At 63.6% G+C, this 15457-nt stretch carries 13 protein-coding genes and 4 tRNA genes; 7 read left to right on the forward strand and 10 right to left on the reverse strand.

What is annotated here, in order from left to right; translation table 11 throughout:
* Nucleotides 1–162 precede the first annotated feature (162 nt).
* Complete coding sequence (locus CAG31_RS01410; protein ID WP_170929972.1) at nt 163–2247, forward strand: carboxy terminal-processing peptidase; 2085 nt, start codon at nt 163–165, stop codon at nt 2245–2247.
* A gap of 132 nt (nt 2248–2379) precedes the next feature.
* Nucleotides 2380–4170: a bifunctional diguanylate cyclase/phosphodiesterase gene (locus CAG31_RS01415; RefSeq protein WP_085577690.1), complete on the forward strand. Its 1791-nt coding sequence runs from the start codon at nt 2380–2382 to the stop codon at nt 4168–4170.
* A 98-nt stretch (nt 4171–4268) separates the two neighbouring features.
* On the opposite strand, the gene CAG31_RS01420 is transcribed toward CAG31_RS01415, so the two are convergent.
* The 5 genes from CAG31_RS01420 to CAG31_RS01440 form a co-directional block, all read right to left on the reverse strand.
* On the reverse strand, nt 4269–4676 hold the full coding sequence (locus CAG31_RS01420; RefSeq protein ID WP_085577691.1) for a sel1 repeat family protein: 408 nt from the start codon (nt 4674–4676) through the stop codon (nt 4269–4271).
* Complete coding sequence (locus tag CAG31_RS01425; RefSeq protein ID WP_003223109.1) at nt 4677–5048, reverse strand: hypothetical protein; 372 nt, start codon at nt 5046–5048, stop codon at nt 4677–4679. It abuts the gene before it with no gap.
* The gene (locus tag CAG31_RS01430) at nt 5045–5386 is read right to left on the reverse strand and encodes a helix-turn-helix domain-containing protein (RefSeq protein WP_085577692.1); all 342 of its coding nucleotides are present in this window, start codon (nt 5384–5386) and stop codon (nt 5045–5047) included. Before CAG31_RS01430 ends, CAG31_RS01425 begins: the two co-directional genes overlap by 4 nt.
* 114 nt (nt 5387–5500) lie before the next feature.
* Nucleotides 5501–5956, reverse strand: coding sequence for a YkvA family protein (locus tag CAG31_RS01435; protein ID WP_085577693.1), 456 nt, complete (start codon nt 5954–5956; stop codon nt 5501–5503).
* 294 nt (nt 5957–6250) lie between these two features.
* Nucleotides 6251–6967: an FKBP-type peptidyl-prolyl cis-trans isomerase gene (locus CAG31_RS01440; RefSeq protein WP_085577694.1), complete on the reverse strand. Its 717-nt coding sequence runs from the start codon at nt 6965–6967 to the stop codon at nt 6251–6253.
* A gap of 270 nt (nt 6968–7237) precedes the next feature.
* On the opposite strand from CAG31_RS01440, the gene CAG31_RS01445 reads away from it, so the two are divergent.
* Together CAG31_RS01445 and CAG31_RS01450 are read left to right on the forward strand one after the other, a co-directional pair.
* Nucleotides 7238–9046: a di-heme-cytochrome C peroxidase gene (locus CAG31_RS01445; RefSeq protein WP_085577695.1), complete on the forward strand. Its 1809-nt coding sequence runs from the start codon at nt 7238–7240 to the stop codon at nt 9044–9046.
* A complete protein-coding gene (locus tag CAG31_RS01450; RefSeq protein WP_085577696.1) occupies nt 9043–10209 on the forward strand; it encodes a catalase family protein in 1167 nt (388 codons plus the stop codon). The genes CAG31_RS01445 and CAG31_RS01450 overlap by 4 nt, the downstream gene beginning before the upstream one ends.
* A 128-nt stretch (nt 10210–10337) precedes the next feature.
* On the opposite strand, the gene CAG31_RS01455 is transcribed toward CAG31_RS01450, so the two are convergent.
* The 4 genes from CAG31_RS01455 to CAG31_RS01470 form a co-directional block, all read right to left on the reverse strand.
* Nucleotides 10338–10414: transfer RNA gene (locus CAG31_RS01455), tRNA-Asp, on the reverse strand.
* A 19-nt stretch (nt 10415–10433) separates the two neighbouring features.
* A tRNA-Val gene (locus tag CAG31_RS01460) sits at nt 10434–10509 on the reverse strand.
* A 195-nt stretch (nt 10510–10704) separates the two neighbouring features.
* A tRNA-Asp gene (locus CAG31_RS01465) sits at nt 10705–10781 on the reverse strand.
* Nucleotides 10782–10800: 19 nt separating this feature from the next.
* Nucleotides 10801–10876 (reverse strand) — tRNA-Val (locus CAG31_RS01470).
* Between the two features lie 159 nt (nt 10877–11035).
* On the opposite strand from CAG31_RS01470, the gene rdgC reads away from it, so the two are divergent.
* The 3 genes from rdgC (at nt 11036) to sugE (ending at nt 13499) form a co-directional block, all read left to right on the forward strand.
* Complete coding sequence (gene rdgC, locus CAG31_RS01475; RefSeq protein WP_085577697.1) at nt 11036–11956, forward strand: recombination-associated protein RdgC; 921 nt, start codon at nt 11036–11038, stop codon at nt 11954–11956.
* A gap of 147 nt (nt 11957–12103) precedes the next feature.
* Entirely contained in the window at nt 12104–13066 is a 963-nt protein-coding gene (locus CAG31_RS01480) for a bile acid:sodium symporter family protein (RefSeq protein WP_085577698.1), read from the forward strand.
* A 118-nt stretch (nt 13067–13184) separates the two neighbouring features.
* Nucleotides 13185–13499 carry a quaternary ammonium compound efflux SMR transporter SugE gene (gene sugE / locus CAG31_RS01485; RefSeq protein WP_085577699.1) on the forward strand — a complete coding sequence of 105 codons (315 nt, stop codon included), beginning with the start codon at nt 13185–13187 and terminating at the stop codon, nt 13497–13499.
* 38 nt (nt 13500–13537) lie between these two features.
* Here sugE and CAG31_RS01490 read toward each other — a convergent pair whose 3' ends face one another.
* Nucleotides 13538–15415, reverse strand: a complete 1878-nt coding sequence (locus tag CAG31_RS01490) for an MFS transporter (RefSeq protein WP_085577700.1) — start codon at nt 15413–15415, stop codon at nt 13538–13540.
* Between the last annotated feature and the right edge of the window lie 42 nt (nt 15416–15457).

Here is a 15457-nt window from a genome sequence, read left to right on the forward strand (position 1 = left end):
CTGGACTGAGCCCGAAGCTGTAGCGCCGGGCTTTTTGCATTATGCGACCGGCCCTGGGTCTGAACGAACACTGAACGATTGTGTTCGGGCAGAGCGCAGAGGTACCGGCGACTTCAAAGACGGCCTAATATGCGTTATCAATTGTCCCCGCGTCGAATCAGCATGAAGCATCTGCTCCCCAGCTCCGCCCTCGCCCTCATCATCGGTATCGGTCTGTTGCCGGTCTCGGGCAGCTCATTCGCAGCCAACAGCTGGGACAAGCTGCAGCCCGACCGTGACGAAGTGATCGCCAGCCTGAACGTCGTCGAACTGCTCAAGCGCCACCACTACAGCAAGCCGCCGCTGGACGACGCCCGTTCGGTGATCATCTACGACAGCTACATCAAGCTGCTGGATCCGTCGCGCAGCTACTTCATGGCCAGCGACATCGCCGAATTCGACAAGTGGAAGACCCAGTTCGACGACTTCCTCAAGAGCGGCGACCTCAACGCCGGGTTCACCATCTACAAGCGCTACCTGGACCGCGTGAAGGCGCGCCTGGACTTCGCCCTCGGCGAACTGGGCAAGGGCGTCGACAAGATGGACTTCACCACCAAGGAAACCTTGCTGATCGACCGCAAGGACGCGCCTTGGCTCAAATCCACCGCCGAGCTCGACGACCTGTGGCGCAAGCGCGTCAAGGACGAAGTGCTGCGGATGAAGATCGCCGGCAAAGAGCCCAAGCAGATCCAGGAAACCCTGACCAAGCGCTACAAGAACCAGCTGGCGCGCCTGGACCAGACCCGCCCGGAAGACATCTTCCAGGCGTACATCAACACCTTCGCGATGTCTTACGATCCGCACACCAACTACCTGTCGCCGGACAACGCGGAAAACTTCGACATCAACATGAGCCTGTCCCTGGAGGGCATCGGCGCCGTGCTGCAGAGCGACAACGACCAGGTGAAAGTCGTGCGCCTGGTGCCGGCCGGCCCTGCCGACAAGACCAAGCAGGTCGCCCCGGCGGACAAGATCATCGGCGTCGCCCAGGGCAACAAGGAAATGGTCGACGTGGTCGGCTGGCGCCTGGACGAAGTGGTCAAGCTGATCCGCGGCCCGAAAGGCACCGTGGTGCGCCTGGAAGTGATTCCGGCCAGCAATGCGCCTAACGACCAGACCAGCAAGATCGTGCCGATCACCCGCGAAGCGGTGAAGCTCGAAGACCAGGCCGTGAAGAAGTCCGTGCTCAGCCTGAAACAGGACGGCAAGGACTACAAGCTCGGCGTGATCGAGATCCCGGCCTTCTACCTCGACTTCAAGGCATTCCGCGCCGGCGACCCGGACTACAAGAGCACCACCCGCGACGTCAAGAAACTGCTGACCGAACTGCAGAAAGAGAAAGTCGACGGCGTGGTCATCGACCTGCGCAACAACGGCGGCGGCTCCCTGCAGGAAGCCACCGAGCTGACCAGCCTGTTCATCGACAAGGGCCCGACCGTGCTTGTGCGCAACGCCGACGGCCGTGTCGACGTGCTCGAAGACGAAAACCCGGGCGCCTTCTACAAAGGGCCGATGGCGCTGCTGGTCAACCGCCTGTCCGCGTCGGCCTCGGAGATCTTCGCCGGCGCCATGCAGGACTACCACCGTGCGCTGATCATCGGCGGCCAGACCTTCGGCAAAGGCACCGTGCAGACCATCCAGCCGCTGAACCACGGCGAGCTGAAACTGACCCTGGCCAAGTTCTACCGCGTCTCCGGCCAGAGCACCCAGCACCAGGGCGTACTGCCGGACATCGACTACCCGTCGCTGATCGACACCAAGGAAATCGGCGAAAGCGCCCTGCCGGAAGCCATGCCGTGGGACACCATCCGCGCGGCGATCAAGCCGGCGGTGGATCCGTTCAAGCCGTTCCTGGCGCAGCTCAAGTCCGAGCATGACACCCGCACCGCCAAGGATGCGGAGTTCGTGTTCATCCGCGACAAGCTGGCCCTGGCGCAGAAGCTGCTGGAAGAGAAGACCGTCAGCCTCAACGAAGCCGACCGCCGCGCCCAGCACGCCGACATCGACGCCAAGCAGTTGGCGATGGAAAACATCCGCCGCAAGGCCAAGGGCGAAGAACCGCTCAAGGAACTGAAGAAAGAAGACGACGACGCCCTGGCCGCCGCCGAGCCGGACAAGGTCAAGCCGGAAGACGACGCCTACCTGAGCGAGACCGGGCGGGTGCTGCTGGATTACCTGAAGCTGAGCAACCAGGTCGCCAAGAAGTAAGGTGATGGCAATTTAATGGTGACGATCCCCGGATCGTCATCAAACAGTCATCATTCTGTCGTGCAATAAAGGACTGGGAGCGACTCTTGAACAAGAGCGCTCCCAGTCCTTTTTTTATCGCCCGAGAATGCCATGACCACGACCGAACAGCTGAGTGCCTTGAGCTCGATCCTGACTCAAAGCGGTTTGCACAGCCTGTTCCAGCCGATCATCTGCCTCTCGCAACGGCGCATCCTCGGCTACGAGGCCCTCACCCGGGGCCCGTCCAACAGCCCGCTGCACTCCCCCATCGCCCTGTTCGCCGTGGCCCGCCAGGCCGGCCGCCTGAGCGAACTGGAGATCGCCTGCCGGCAAAGCGCTTGCCGGCGCTTCAACGAACAGCGGCTGCCGGGCAAGCTGTTCCTCAACGTCTCGCCGGAGTCGCTGCTTGAGGCCGCACACCAACCGGGGCGCACGCTGCAACTGCTTCAGGACTTCGGCATCCCGCCCAGCCAAGTGGTGATCGAACTGACCGAGCAGACGCCGACCGACGACTTCCAGTTGCTGCAAACGGCGCTGCACCACTACCGGGCCATGGGCTTCTCGATTGCGCTGGACGACCTCGGCGCCGGCTATTCGAGCCTGCGGCTCTGGTCCGAGCTGCGTCCGGACTACGTGAAGATCGACCGCCACTTCATCGACGGCATCCATCAGGATGCGCTCAAGCGCGAGTTCGTCGGCTCGATCCTGCAGATCGCCAAGGCCTCCAGGGCCCAGGTGATCGCCGAGGGCATCGAACTGCCGGAAGAGCTCGCCGTGCTCACGGAGATGGGCATCGACCTGGTGCAGGGCTACCTGCTGGGCCGTCCCCAGGAACATCCGCCCCGGGACGCCCGGGCCCTGATGCCCAAGCACGACAGCAGCGCCGTCGCCCTGAACGACGAAGGCAGCGACCTCAGCGCCCTGCTCAACGACCAGCCGGCGGTCAACCGCGACACCCCGACCGCCAACGTGCTGGAAGCCTTCCGCCGCCAGGCCAACCTCAATTCGCTGGCGGTGCTCGACGCCCAGGACCAGCCCTGCGGCATCGTCCACCGGCATTCCTTGTCCGATGCGCTGCTCAAGCCGTTCGCCACCGACCTGTTCGCCCGCAAGCCGATCAGCCGCCTGATGAGCGAAGATTTCCTGGCCGTGGAAATGAACCAGTCGCTGCAGCAGGTCAGCCGCCTGATCACCAGCCGCGCCCGGCAACGCATCGAAGAGGATTTCATCATCACCCTCAACGGCAGCTACCTGGGCCTGGGCCGGGTGATCGACGTGCTCAAGCTGATCACCGAGCTGAAGATCCAGCAGGCCCGCTACGCCAACCCCCTGACCCTGCTGCCCGGCAACGTGCCGATCCAGCAGTGCCTGACCCGCCTGCTGCTGCAGGGCCGCGAGTCGATCATCTGTTACGTCGACATCGACAGCTTCAAGCCCTTCAATGACATCTACGGCTACGGCCGGGGCGACGAAGTGCTGCTGTGCCTGGCCCAATGCCTGAACGAGCGCGTCGACCCCACCCGCGACTTCGTCGGCCACATCGGCGGCGACGACTTCCTGCTGGTGCTGGGACCTGAAGACTGGCGCAAGCGCCTCAACCAGTTGCTCGACGACTTCCAGAGCCAGTGCCGGCGCTTCTACCGCCCCGAACACCTCGACGCCGGCTGCTTCACCGCACCGAACCGTCAGGGGGTGCGCCAGGAATTCCCGCTGCTGTCGCTGTCCATCGGCGTGGTGCACCTGCACCCCGAGGCGTGCGGGCAACTGGACGCCAGCCAGCTCGCGGAAATGGCGTCGCAGGCCAAGCACCACGCCAAGAATGTGCCGGGCTACAGCGTGCACGTCATCGACTGCGGGGCCGTGCCTGACGCAGGGCCGGCGTTGCTGATGGGGCAACGCTGAGACCGTCTCCTGTGGGTGCGGGCAGGCTCGAACGACAGGCGCAAAAAACGGGGCGGGAGGTTGCCCTCACGCCCCGCTCATTCGTTGAGACAGGCCTGTCACTCGGATCGTCCGCGCGCCGCCAGTTCCTTGAGCTTGACCTCCGCCAACGGATGCCCGGCCTTGGCGGCGATCCCCCACCAGCGCTCGGCCTCCGCCGGATCCGGCGCCTTGGACGGCGTGCCGGCCAGGCTGATGGCCCCGACCTGGTAGGCCGCCTTGCCGTCACCGGCCAATGCGGCCAGGCGCAGCAACCGCACGCCCTCTTCACGCGCCCCCAGCCCCACGCCGCGAAACGTCAGGATGTGCCCGTAGAAGCTCTGCGCGCCGACATCGCCCAGGTTCGCCATCCGGGCGAACTGCCCTTCGAGCCAATGCCAGCCTCGGGGCTGGCGGACGAACCATGACCAGTGGAACAACCTGCGCGCCAGCCAGTAACCGGCGTGCGCCTTGAACTTGAGAAACACTCAGGCCTCCGCCGATTCGGGGTATTCGTACTCGAACACCCGCACCACTTCGGAGGCGTGCCAGGAAGCGGCGGCAACGCCGTCGGACGGCCCGGAGAAACGCCCCAGCCGCTCGACGCATTCAAAGAAACCGGTGCGCGGCAGGCGGCTGGCGCCCTGGCTGATCACCAGCGAACTGCGCAACGGTTGTTCGGCCTTGGCGTCCAGGGCGGCGAGGTGCTCCAGTGCCGCAGTCAGCGTCTGCATGGCCGGCGTGGGCAGTTGCAGTCGTTCGAGCAAGGCCCGATAGGTCAAAAGGTGGCGCTGCCTGCGCGCCTGATCCAACTCCCCCAGCAATCCGTCCCAATGTTGACGGCTGATGCGTACGCTCACGATTGTTCCCTCCACCCTGGCACCGTCAGTTCCCAGGCCAGGCTGCGGCGAATCGCGGCGTCGGGCTGACGCTCGCCGTTTTCGATCATGGCCAGGTAAGACGGGCTGATGCCTACCGTGCGGGCGAGCGCCTCGATGGCGATGCCCTTCCCTTCGCGCAAACTGCGTAATTGGTCCAGACCTGGAAGAATCGGGTCCGGGGTGGCCGCGACCGGCGCCGGTGCCGGCCGCGACGGTGTTTCGTTGATGCCTGCTGCTTTCAGTAGAGCCTGATACTGAGCCCATGGCAGAACCGCATACTCGGGCTCGCCTTCGCGTGTAATGATCTGAATATCCATGACTACCCCGTAGGACTACACCACTTAGCGAGTCAGCACTTTTCCCTTGAAGTGTAATCCTAACAGCGGCCAAGGTCGTGGGGGGCATCTATCTGAATGAGCGACCGTCGCCGATCAATTTTTTTTCGGGCCTTGAAGCTGAAGCTGCTCGGGGGTATCGGGCAGGCGCTCGACCACACGAAGCTTCTCCGGAGCCTGTTGGTTGCGCCACCGGCGGAACGCATCGAGTTCGTCACCGAGGGTCTTCATCAGCCAGGCGAGCACGGCGATGTCATCCAGCATGCCGAACACCGGAATGAAGTCAGGGATGGCGTCGACAGGACTGAGGAAGTACATCAGCCCGGCCACCACCGATACGATCGCCTTGGGACTGATCGCCCGGTATTCGCCGCGCCACCACGCCAGGCACAACGCCTGAAGCAGGCGCAGGTCATCCTTGAGCTTGCCCAGCCGGTCGCCTTGGGCGGCACCCTTGCTGGCCACGGCGAACAGCAACGTCGGCAAACGCCCGCGGGCGAGCAGGCGTCCGGCCAGGGGCAGGAATCGGGCGAAGTTCCACGGCGTTTTCATCTGATTTTTCCCGTTGAAATGTTATCCACACAAATTGTGGATAACCTTGTGAACAGAGCTGCATTTCGACGCTGAGAGCCCCGTTTCACAAGGGCTGCGCTCAGATCGGGCGTTTTTTACTCACCTAAAAAACCCCAATATTTCATTGACTTGGCGAGCCAGGACAGTTACTGCCGGTGGCTCAATGTCTGGGACTGCCGGCACCGGCAGGGGTTCGTTCTGTTTACGCTTGCCGCCGTCCAGATGCAACAACGCCCCGCATGAGCGAGGCGTTGTGGGCGAAACCGACGCTGCTTACTTGGCAGCGGCGTCTTCTTTGGCCGGATCCTTGATGGCCAGCAGTTCCAGGTCGAACACCAGCACCGAGTTGGCCGGGATCGCCGGGCTCGGGCTCTGCGCGCCGTAGGCCAGGTCGCTCGGGATGTACAGCTTGTACTTCTCGCCGACGTGCATCAGTTGCAGGCCTTCGACCCAACCCGGGATCACGCCGCTGACCGGCAGGTCGATCGGGCTGCCGCGCTCCACGGAGCTGTCGAACACGGTACCGTTGGTCAGCTTGCCGGTGTAGTGAACGGTCACCACGTCGGTCGGCTTAGGCTGCGGGCCGTCGGCCTTCTTGACCACTTCGTACTGCAGACCGGATGCGGTGGTGACCACGCCGGCCTTCTTGCCGTTCTCTTCGAGGAATTTCTTGCCGGCGGCCGCCGACTCTTCGCTCATCTTGGCCATGCGCTCTTCGGCACGCTTCTGCAGCGCCGCGAAGGCTTCGACCAGTTCTTCGTCTTTCAGCTTCTGTTCTTTCTTGCCGACGGCGTCTTCGATGCCTTGGGCCACCGCTTTGGAGTCCAGGTCATCCATGCCTTCCTGGGCAAGGCTCTTGCCCATGTTCAGGCCGATGCCGTAGGAAGCTTTTTGCGCCGGGGTTTTCAGCTCCACGCTGGTCTGCGAATCGCAACCTGCGAGTACCAGGCTAACCAGGGCAACCGCCGCCGCCAACCGATGCTGTTTCATGCTATTTCCTTGTTCATGCGCCGAATGGGCAATCGAGTAAAGCCGCGAGCTTATCAGGCCGCCACGACCAATGGCTACCGGCATGAGAGCAGGAAACCTGCGATAAGTTCAGGGATTAAAACGCATTTGATCCAGAGCGGGATGAAGCTTCTGTCATCTTGGCCTGACGATCACTGCCGACGCTTCTCACAATGCTTGTCGTAATGGCCACTTGCCCCACCCTGCCCGGCTCAGGCATAACAGCGCAACAATTCGACAAGGATGTACATCTTGCGCCTCTTTTACCGACTGTTGATCCTGATCGCCGTGCTGGCAGCTCTTGCCCTCGCGTTAGTGCTGTACTACGTCGCCAACCCGAAACTGCCCTTCTACACCCCCGTGCAGCAAGTGCATTACCTGAAGCAGTGGACGGAGGAAGAACGCCAGGCCTATTACTTCACGCCCCAAGGCACGCAAGTCAAAGGCCTGCGCTACACGTGGTTCCAGGCGCTGGAACTGCCGTTCTCCCAGCAGCGCTTCGCGTCACCGGAATACCTGGCGCGTTTCGGTTTCCTGGTGGATCCCCAGCAGAAGGCCACGCCGCAGAACCCCGGCAACCTGCCCGTGGGCTTTGCCCGGCACCAGAACCCCGGCAGTTCCGAGCAATACCTCGACATCACCTGCTCCGCCTGCCACACCGGCGAGCTGCGCTTCAACGGCCAGGCCGTGCGCATCGACGGCGGATCCGCCCAACACGTGCTGCCTTCCAGCGTTCCTACATTGCGTGGCGGCAGTTTCGGACAGGCGCTGGTGGCAAGTCTGGCGTCCACCTATTACAACCCGTGGAAATTCGAACGCTTCGCCCGCACCGTGCTGGGCGACGACTACGACAGCCGCCACGGGCAGCTGAGAAAGGATTTCAAGCAATCGCTGGACACCTTCCTCAGCGTCGCCTGGAACGACACCCACCGCGGCCTCTACCCCACCGAAGAAGGCCCGGGCCGTACCGATGCGTTCGGCCGGATCGCCAACGCCACCTTCGGCGATGCCATCACGCCCGACAACTACCGCGTGGCCGACGCCCCCGTCGATTACCCGCAACTGTGGGACATGTGGACGTTCGACTGGGTGCAGTGGAACGGCTCGGCGCAGCAGCCGATGGCACGCAACGTCGGTGAGGCGCTGGGCGTCGGCGCCACGCTGAACTTCTTCGATGCCGACGGCCAGCCGCTGCAAGGCGACGCGCGCTACCCCTCCAGCGTCCGCGTGCGCGACCTGCACACGATCGAACAGACGCTGCAGAAGCTGCAGCCGCCGACCTGGCCCGAAGATCTGCTGGGTGCCGTCGACAAGCCGCTGGCCGCCAAGGGCCGGGCCCTGTTCGCCGAAAACTGCGCAGGCTGCCACGTGCCGCGCCAGACCCAGGAAGGCGGACGCTGGGTGCAGCACCTGCCCATGCTGCCGGTGGAGGTCATCGGCACCGATCCCGGCGCCGCCACCAACATCGCCAACCACCGCTTCGATCTGACCGCCCTGCAATGGGATCCGGCGGAACTGGCCAAGATGGACGTCAAACTGCACCCCGATCCCACCGAGCCGCTGGACTTGAGCCGGCTGTCGGTGGCCAAGGGGTTGGCCTACGTGACGGCCTTCGTGGAAAACCGCGCCTATCGCGAGGCCGGCGTCACCCCGGCCGAAAAACCGCAACTCGACGGTTTCGGCCTGCCTATCGGCGTACGCGAGAAAGTCGCCTACAAGGCCCGCCCGCTGGCCGGCGTCTGGGCCACACCGCCGTTCCTGCACAACGGCTCGGTGCCCAGCCTCTTTCAGCTGCTGTCGCCGCAGGACGAACGCGCCACCACCTTCTACAAAGGCACGTTCGAGTACGACCCGCGGCATCTGGGCTACCGCACCGAGGCCTTCACCAACGGCTTCCTGTTCGACACCCGAATCACCGGCAACCACAACAGCGGCCACGAATTCCGCGCCGGCGAACGGGGCAACGGCGTGATCGGCCGGCTGCTCCAGCCCGAGGAACGCTGGGCCCTGCTGGAATACCTGAAAGTGCTGGGCGGCCCGCTGGAGGCGCAACTGCCATGATCTTCAAGACCGACAAAAAACCGTCCGCGCTGGCGCGCCTCTGGCTGTGGCTGGGGCGGATCCTGGGCAAGACCCTGCTGCTCTTGCTGGCGCTCGGCCTGATTGGCTGGGCCTTGGCCACCGCCTGGTTCGCCTGGCAGCACCGTGGCCCGGTCTCGGCGCTGGAACAGATTCCGCCGGGTGAAGCGGCCATGACCCAGGACGTCATCCAGACCGCCGTGCGCATCGTCGATCAGCACCGGGAAAGCACCCGGTATCTGCGTGATGCCCACGCCAAGGCCCACGGCTGCGTGAAGGCGCAGGTGCAGGTGTTGCCGGATCTGGCCGAGAACCTGCGCCGCGGCGTATTCAGCGAGCCGGGCAAGGTCTGGCAGGCGACGGTGCGCCTGTCCAACGGCAACGCCTACCCGCAGTTCGACAGCATCCGCGACGCCCGGGGCATGGCGATCAAGCTGCACGATGTGCCGGGCAAGCAGTTGCTGGACGACCGCCGGGATCTGCATGAACAGGATTTCGTGATGTTCAGCCACCCGAACTTCTTTGTCAGCGATGTCGCCGAATACCGTCAGAACGTGGCGGCGCAGGCGGACGGCAAGCGGGTCATGGCGTTCTTTCCGGGCTGGGATCCGCGTAACTGGCAGGTCCGTCATTTGTTCATCGCCCTGGCGACGCTGTCTGCGCCGCCGGAAAGCCCGACGCGCACGACGTACTTTTCGGTGTCGCCGTACCGGTTCGGGGACGCCAACGCCAAGTTCCGGGTAACGCCGGATCCGGACAACTGCCCCGCCTACACCTTGCCCAAGCAGAACCGGGACTTGCCGAACTTCCTGCGCAGCGCGTTGAACCAGCAGTTGTCGACGGATCGCGTGCCCGCCTGCTTCGCGCTGCAGATCCAGCGCCAGGACGCCCGGGCGTTCATGCCCATCGAGGACACCAGCATCGAATGGCGCGAGCAGGATGCACCGTTCGAGACCGTGGCGCGCATTACCCTGCCGCCCCAGGATTTCGACACCCCGGCGCAGAACCTGCAATGCGACAACCTGTCCTTCAACCCGTGGTTCGGCATCGAGGCCCATCGGCCGATCGGCGGGATCAACCGTTTGCGCAAGGCGGTGTATGAGGCGGTGAGCGACTACCGGCACAGCCGCAACGCCAACCAATGAAACGCACTGTGGCGAGTTCCCTCGCCACAGGGGATGTGCAAAAAAGTAAATCGCAGACAGCAAAAAGCCCGCACTAGGCGGGCTTTCCGTGTGGTGACCTGGCGTTCAGTGTTCCAGGCTACCGAATATGGCGCAGCGGACGGGACTCGAACCCGCGACCCCCGGCGTGACAGGCCGGTATTCTAACCGACTGAACTACCGCTGCGCGAAACGCTTGAAACGAATGGTGGGTGATGACGGGATCGAACCGCCGACATTCTGCTTGTAAGGCAGACGCTCTCCCAGCTGAGCTAATCACCCTTGCTTCGTTACGGGGCGCATTATGCCACAAGTTTTCGTAAAGTGTTGATTTAATTGAAGTTTTTTTCAAAAAAACCTGAAAACCCGTGAAACGATGCAACCCGAGGAACAACGTACAAACTTGAGACAGAAAAAAACCCGCCTCAGCGGGTTTTCCGTGGTGACCTGGCGTTCAGTGTTCCAGGTTACCGAATATGGCGCAGCGGACGGGACTCGAACCCGCGACCCCCGGCGTGACAGGCCGGTATTCTAACCGACTGAACTACCGCTGCGCTAAACACTTGAAACGAATGGTGGGTGATGACGGGATCGAACCGCCGACATTCTGCTTGTAAGGCAGACGCTCTCCCAGCTGAGCTAATCACCCTTCGCTTCGGTGTGGCGCGCATTCTACGGAGCGACCCAACCTCTGGCAAGCACTTTTTCAATTAATTTTTTCAGGCCTTCCAAAGGCTTAGAGAAGGGTTGGCCTATGGCACGGCGAAGACAATAATGCCCTCCTTTGTATAAAGGAGAGATTCACCCCATGTGGTTCAAGAACCTGCTTATCTATCGCCTGACCCAAGACCTGCCTGTCGATGCCGAGGCGCTGGAAACCGCACTGGCCACCAAACTGGCGCGTCCATGTGCAAGCCAGGAGTTGACCACCTACGGTTTCGTCGCACCGTTCGGCAAGGGCGAGGATGCGCCGCTGGTGCACGTCAGCGGTGATTTCATGCTGGTCGCCGCCCGCAAGGAAGAACGCATCCTGCCGGGCAGCGTCGTGCGCGACGCAGTGAAGGAGAAGGTCGAAGAGATCGAAGCGGCGCAGATGCGCAAGGTCTATAAGAAGGAACGCGACCAGATCAAGGACGAGATCATCCAGGCGTTCCTGCCGCGCGCCTTCATCCGCCGCTCGTCGACCTTCGCCGCCATCGCGCCGAAGCAAGGCCTGATCCTGGTCAATTCCGCCAGCCCGAAACGCGCCGAAGACCTGCTGTCCACCCTGCGTGAAGTGCTGGGCACCCTGCCGGTCCGCCCGCTGACCGTGAAAACCGCACCGACCGCCGTGATGACCCAATGGGTCACCACCCAAGAGGCCGCCCCGGACTTCTTCGTCCTCGACGAATGCGAACTGCGCGACACCCACGAAGACGGCGGCATCGTGCGCTGCAAGCGTCAGGACCTGACCAGCGAAGAGATCCAGCTGCACCTGAGCACCGGCAAGGTGGTCACCCAACTGTCGCTGGCCTGGCAGGACAAGCTGTCGTTCATGCTCGACGACAAGATGACCGTCAAGCGCCTGAAGTTCGAAGACCTGCTGCAGGATCAGGCGGAAAAGGACGGCGGCGACGAGGCCCTGGGCCAACTGGACGCCAGCTTCACCCTGATGATGCTGACCTTCGGCGACTTCCTGCCGGCGCTGGTCGAGGCGTTGGGCGGTGAAGAGACGCCGCAGGGCATCTGAGGCCGGACGATGTACAACCTGTAGGAGCGAGCCTGCTCGCGATCGGCGATCGACATTCAACGAAAGGGTTGACTGAACGTCCGCCATCGCGGGCAGGCTCGCTCCTGCAGTCGTTTTGTGGTGCACATAAACAATAAGGATCAGGCCATGCGCGCACTGGCAGCACTGAGTCGTTTCGTCGGCAACACCTTCGCCTACTGGGTACTGGCTTTCGCGGTGCTCGCCTTCCTGCAGCCGGCCTGGTTCCTGGGCCTCAAGGGCGCGATCGTGCCGCTGCTGGGCCTGGTGATGTTCGGCATGGGCCTGACCCTCAAGCTCGACGACTTCGCCGCCGTGGCCCGCCATCCGTGGCGGGTGGCGCTGGGCGTGGTGGCGCATTTCGTGATCATGCCAGGCATGGCGTGGCTGCTGTGCCAGGTGTTCCGCCTGCCGCCGGAAATCGCCGTCGGCGTGATCCTGGTGGGCTGCTGCCCGAGCGGCACGGCCTCCAACGTGATGACCTGGCTGGCCCGCGGCGACCTGGCGCTGTCGGTGGCCATCGCCGCCGTGACCACCCTCCTCGCCCCGCTGCTGACCCCGGCCCTGATCTGGCTGCTGGCGTCGGCCTGGCTGCCGGTGTCGTTCATGGAGCTGTTCTGGTCGATCCTGCAGGTGGTGCTGCTGCCGATTGTGCTGGGCGTGGTTGCCCAACGCCTGCTGGGCAACAAGGTCCGTCATGCGGTGGAGGTGCTGCCGCTGGTGTCGGTGGTGAGCATCGTGGTCATCGTGGCCGCGGTGGTGGCCGCCAGCCAGGCGAAGATCGCCGAATCCGGCCTGCTGATCATGGCGGTGGTGATGCTGCACAACAGCTTCGGTTACCTGCTGGGCTATTTCACCGGGCGCCTGTTCAACCTGCCGCTGGCCCAGCGCAAATCGCTGGCGCTGGAGGTCGGCATGCAGAACTCCGGCCTCGGCGCCGCCCTGGCCAGCGCGCACTTCTCGCCGCTGGCGGCGGTGCCGAGCGCGTTGTTCAGTGTGTGGCACAACATTTCCGGGGCGCTGCTGGCCACCTGGTTCCGGCGGATGGACGAGAAGGACGGGCGCGAGACACTCGTTCAGCAGCCCGACTGAGCGCGAACTTGATCCCCCCGTCGATGCTGGGCACTATAGCGCCCAACGCAGGGACGACCCTGCGGCTCGCACGAGTCATCATTCTGGGGACGACCCCGTCAATCGATGGAGGTCCCGCATGTCCTGGATCATTCTGTTTTTCGCCGGCCTGTTCGAGGTCGGCTGGGCCGTCGGCCTGAAGTACACCGACGGCTTCAGCCGCCCGCTCCCCACCGCCCTCACCGTCGCCGCCATGGCCATCAGCCTGGGCCTGCTCGGCCTTGCGATGAAGGAACTGCCGCTGGGCACGGCCTATGCGATCTGGACCGGGGTCGGCGCCGTGGGCACGGTGATCGCGGGCATCATCCTGTTCGGCGAGTCGATGGCCTTGGTGCGCCTGATCAGCGTTGCGCTGATCGTGGCCGGGCTGATCGGGCTCAAGGCCAGCGCTTAAAGCACTGGCCCCTTCCCGGCGCATGACGGGCGCGGGCGTCACTTCCTGACCGTCCCGCGCAACTCCCCGACCAACGCCTGCAACTGCGCCGGCTGCGCCGCCTCCACGGCCACCGGCGCCCCCGCCACCAGCGTCACCCGCGACCACAAACGGTGGAAGAACCCTTTGTCCGGATCCCGGCTGAAGAAACTCCCCCACAGCCCCTGCAACGCCATCGGGATCACCGGCACCGGCGTCTCTTCGAGAATCCGCGTCAGCCCGCCCTTGAACTCGTTGATTTCGCCGTCCGCCGTCAGCTTGCCTTCCGGGAAGATGCACACCAGTTCACCGTCCTTCAGATACCGGGCGATGCGGGTGAAGGCCTTTTCGTAGATCTGGATGTCTTCCTGGCGGCCGGCGATGGGAATCGCCCCCGCCGTGCGGAAGATGAAGTTCAGCACCGGCAGGTTGTAGATCTTGTAGTACATGACGAAGCGAATCGGCCGACGCACCGCGCCTCCGATCAGCAAGGCATCGACGAACGACACGTGGTTGCACACCAGCAGCGCCGCGCCTTCATCGGGGATCGCTTCAAGGTTGCGGTGCTCGACGCGGTACATGGAGTGGCTGAGCAGCCAGATCATGAAACGCATGCTGAACTCGGGCACGATCTTGAAGATGTAGGCGTTGACGCCGATGTTCAGCAGCGACACCGCCAGAAACAGCTGCGGGATCGACAGTTTCACCAGGCTCAGCAGGACGATGGACACGATGGCCGAAATCACCATGAACAGCGCATTGAGGATGTTGTTGGCGGCGATCACTCGCGCCCGCTCGTTCTCGGCGGTGCGCGACTGTATCAGTGCGTACAGCGGCACGATGTAGAAACCGCCGAAGATGCCGAGGCCGAGGATGTCGATCAGCACGGCCCAGGCGTGGCCGAAGCCGAGCACTTGCGTCCAGCTGTGCCCGCTCGCGCTGTCCGGGATCCCGCCGGAGTGCCACCACAGCAGCAGGCCGAACACGGTCAGCCCGAACGAGCCGAACGGCACCAGGCCGATCTCGACCTTGCGCCCGGAAAGCCGCTCGCACAGCATCGAACCGACGGCGATGCCGACCGAGAACACCGTGAGGATCAGGGTCACCACGGTTTCGTCGCCGTGCATCCACTCCTTGGCGTAGGCCGGGATCTGCGTCAGGTAGATCGCCCCGACGAACCAGAACCACGAGTTGCCGACGATGGAGCGCGACACCGCCGGCGTCTGGCCCAGCCCCAGCTTGAGGGTGGCCCAGGACTGGCTGAAGATGTTCCAGTTCAGGCGCAGCTGCGGGTCGGCGGCCGCCGCCCTGGGGATGCTGCGGCTGGCCAGATAGCCCAGCACGGCGATGCCGACGATCGCGGCCGACACCACCGGCGCATAGTGCGCCGACGACATCATGATCCCGGCGCCGATGGTGCCGGCCAGGATCGCCAGGAACGTGCCCATCTCCACCAGGCCGTTGCCGCCCACCAGCTCGTCCTCGTGCAGGGCCTGGGGCAGGATCGAGTACTTCACCGGCCCGAACAGCGCCGAGTGGGTGCCCATGGCAAACAGCGCCACCAGCATCAGCGACAGGTGATCGAACAGGAAGCCGACCGATCCCACAGCCATGATGGCGATTTCCGCGAGTTTGATCAGACGGATCAGCGAATCCTTAGCGAACTTCTCCCCGAACTGCCCGGCCAGCGCCGAAAACAGGAAAAACGGCAGGATGAACAGCAGCGCGCACAGGTTGACCCAGATCGAGCGGTCGCCTTCGATGGTGAGCCGATAGAGGATCGCCAGGATCAGCGATTGCTTGAACACGTTGTCGTTGAAGGCCCCCAACGACTGGGTGATGAAGAACGGCAGGAAGCGCCGGGTTCGCAGCAGGTTGAACTGTGAGGGGTGACTCATCTTCCGTGTGACCTGTTTTTTTGTAGGGAGTAGGTAGAGAAC

Origin of the sequence: Pseudomonas sp. R25(2017) (assembly GCF_002112565.1) — a bacterium.
In the GTDB taxonomy this organism is placed as follows: Bacteria; Pseudomonadota; Gammaproteobacteria; order Pseudomonadales; family Pseudomonadaceae; genus Aquipseudomonas; species Aquipseudomonas ekonensis.

What these genes read in the sequence shown, in the direction of transcription:
- CAG31_RS01435 (WP_085577693.1), bottom strand. Translation starts at nt 5,956, where the DNA reads ATGAAAACGCCGTGGAACTTCGCCCGATTCCTGCCCCTGGCCGGACGC.
- rdgC (WP_085577697.1), top strand. Translation starts at nt 11,036, where the DNA reads ATGTGGTTCAAGAACCTGCTTATCTATCGCCTGACCCAAGACCTGCCT.
- CAG31_RS01430 (WP_085577692.1), bottom strand. Translation starts at nt 5,386, where the DNA reads ATGGATATTCAGATCATTACACGCGAAGGCGAGCCCGAGTATGCGGTT.
- CAG31_RS01490 (WP_085577700.1), bottom strand. Translation starts at nt 15,415, where the DNA reads ATGAGTCACCCCTCACAGTTCAACCTGCTGCGAACCCGGCGCTTCCTG.
- CAG31_RS01440 (WP_085577694.1), bottom strand. Translation starts at nt 6,967, where the DNA reads ATGAAACAGCATCGGTTGGCGGCGGCGGTTGCCCTGGTTAGCCTGGTA.
- CAG31_RS01480 (WP_085577698.1), top strand. Translation starts at nt 12,104, where the DNA reads ATGCGCGCACTGGCAGCACTGAGTCGTTTCGTCGGCAACACCTTCGCC.
- CAG31_RS01410 (WP_170929972.1), top strand. Translation starts at nt 163, where the DNA reads ATGAAGCATCTGCTCCCCAGCTCCGCCCTCGCCCTCATCATCGGTATC.
- CAG31_RS01450 (WP_085577696.1), top strand. Translation starts at nt 9,043, where the DNA reads ATGATCTTCAAGACCGACAAAAAACCGTCCGCGCTGGCGCGCCTCTGG.
- sugE (WP_085577699.1), top strand. Translation starts at nt 13,185, where the DNA reads ATGTCCTGGATCATTCTGTTTTTCGCCGGCCTGTTCGAGGTCGGCTGG.
- CAG31_RS01415 (WP_085577690.1), top strand. Translation starts at nt 2,380, where the DNA reads ATGACCACGACCGAACAGCTGAGTGCCTTGAGCTCGATCCTGACTCAA.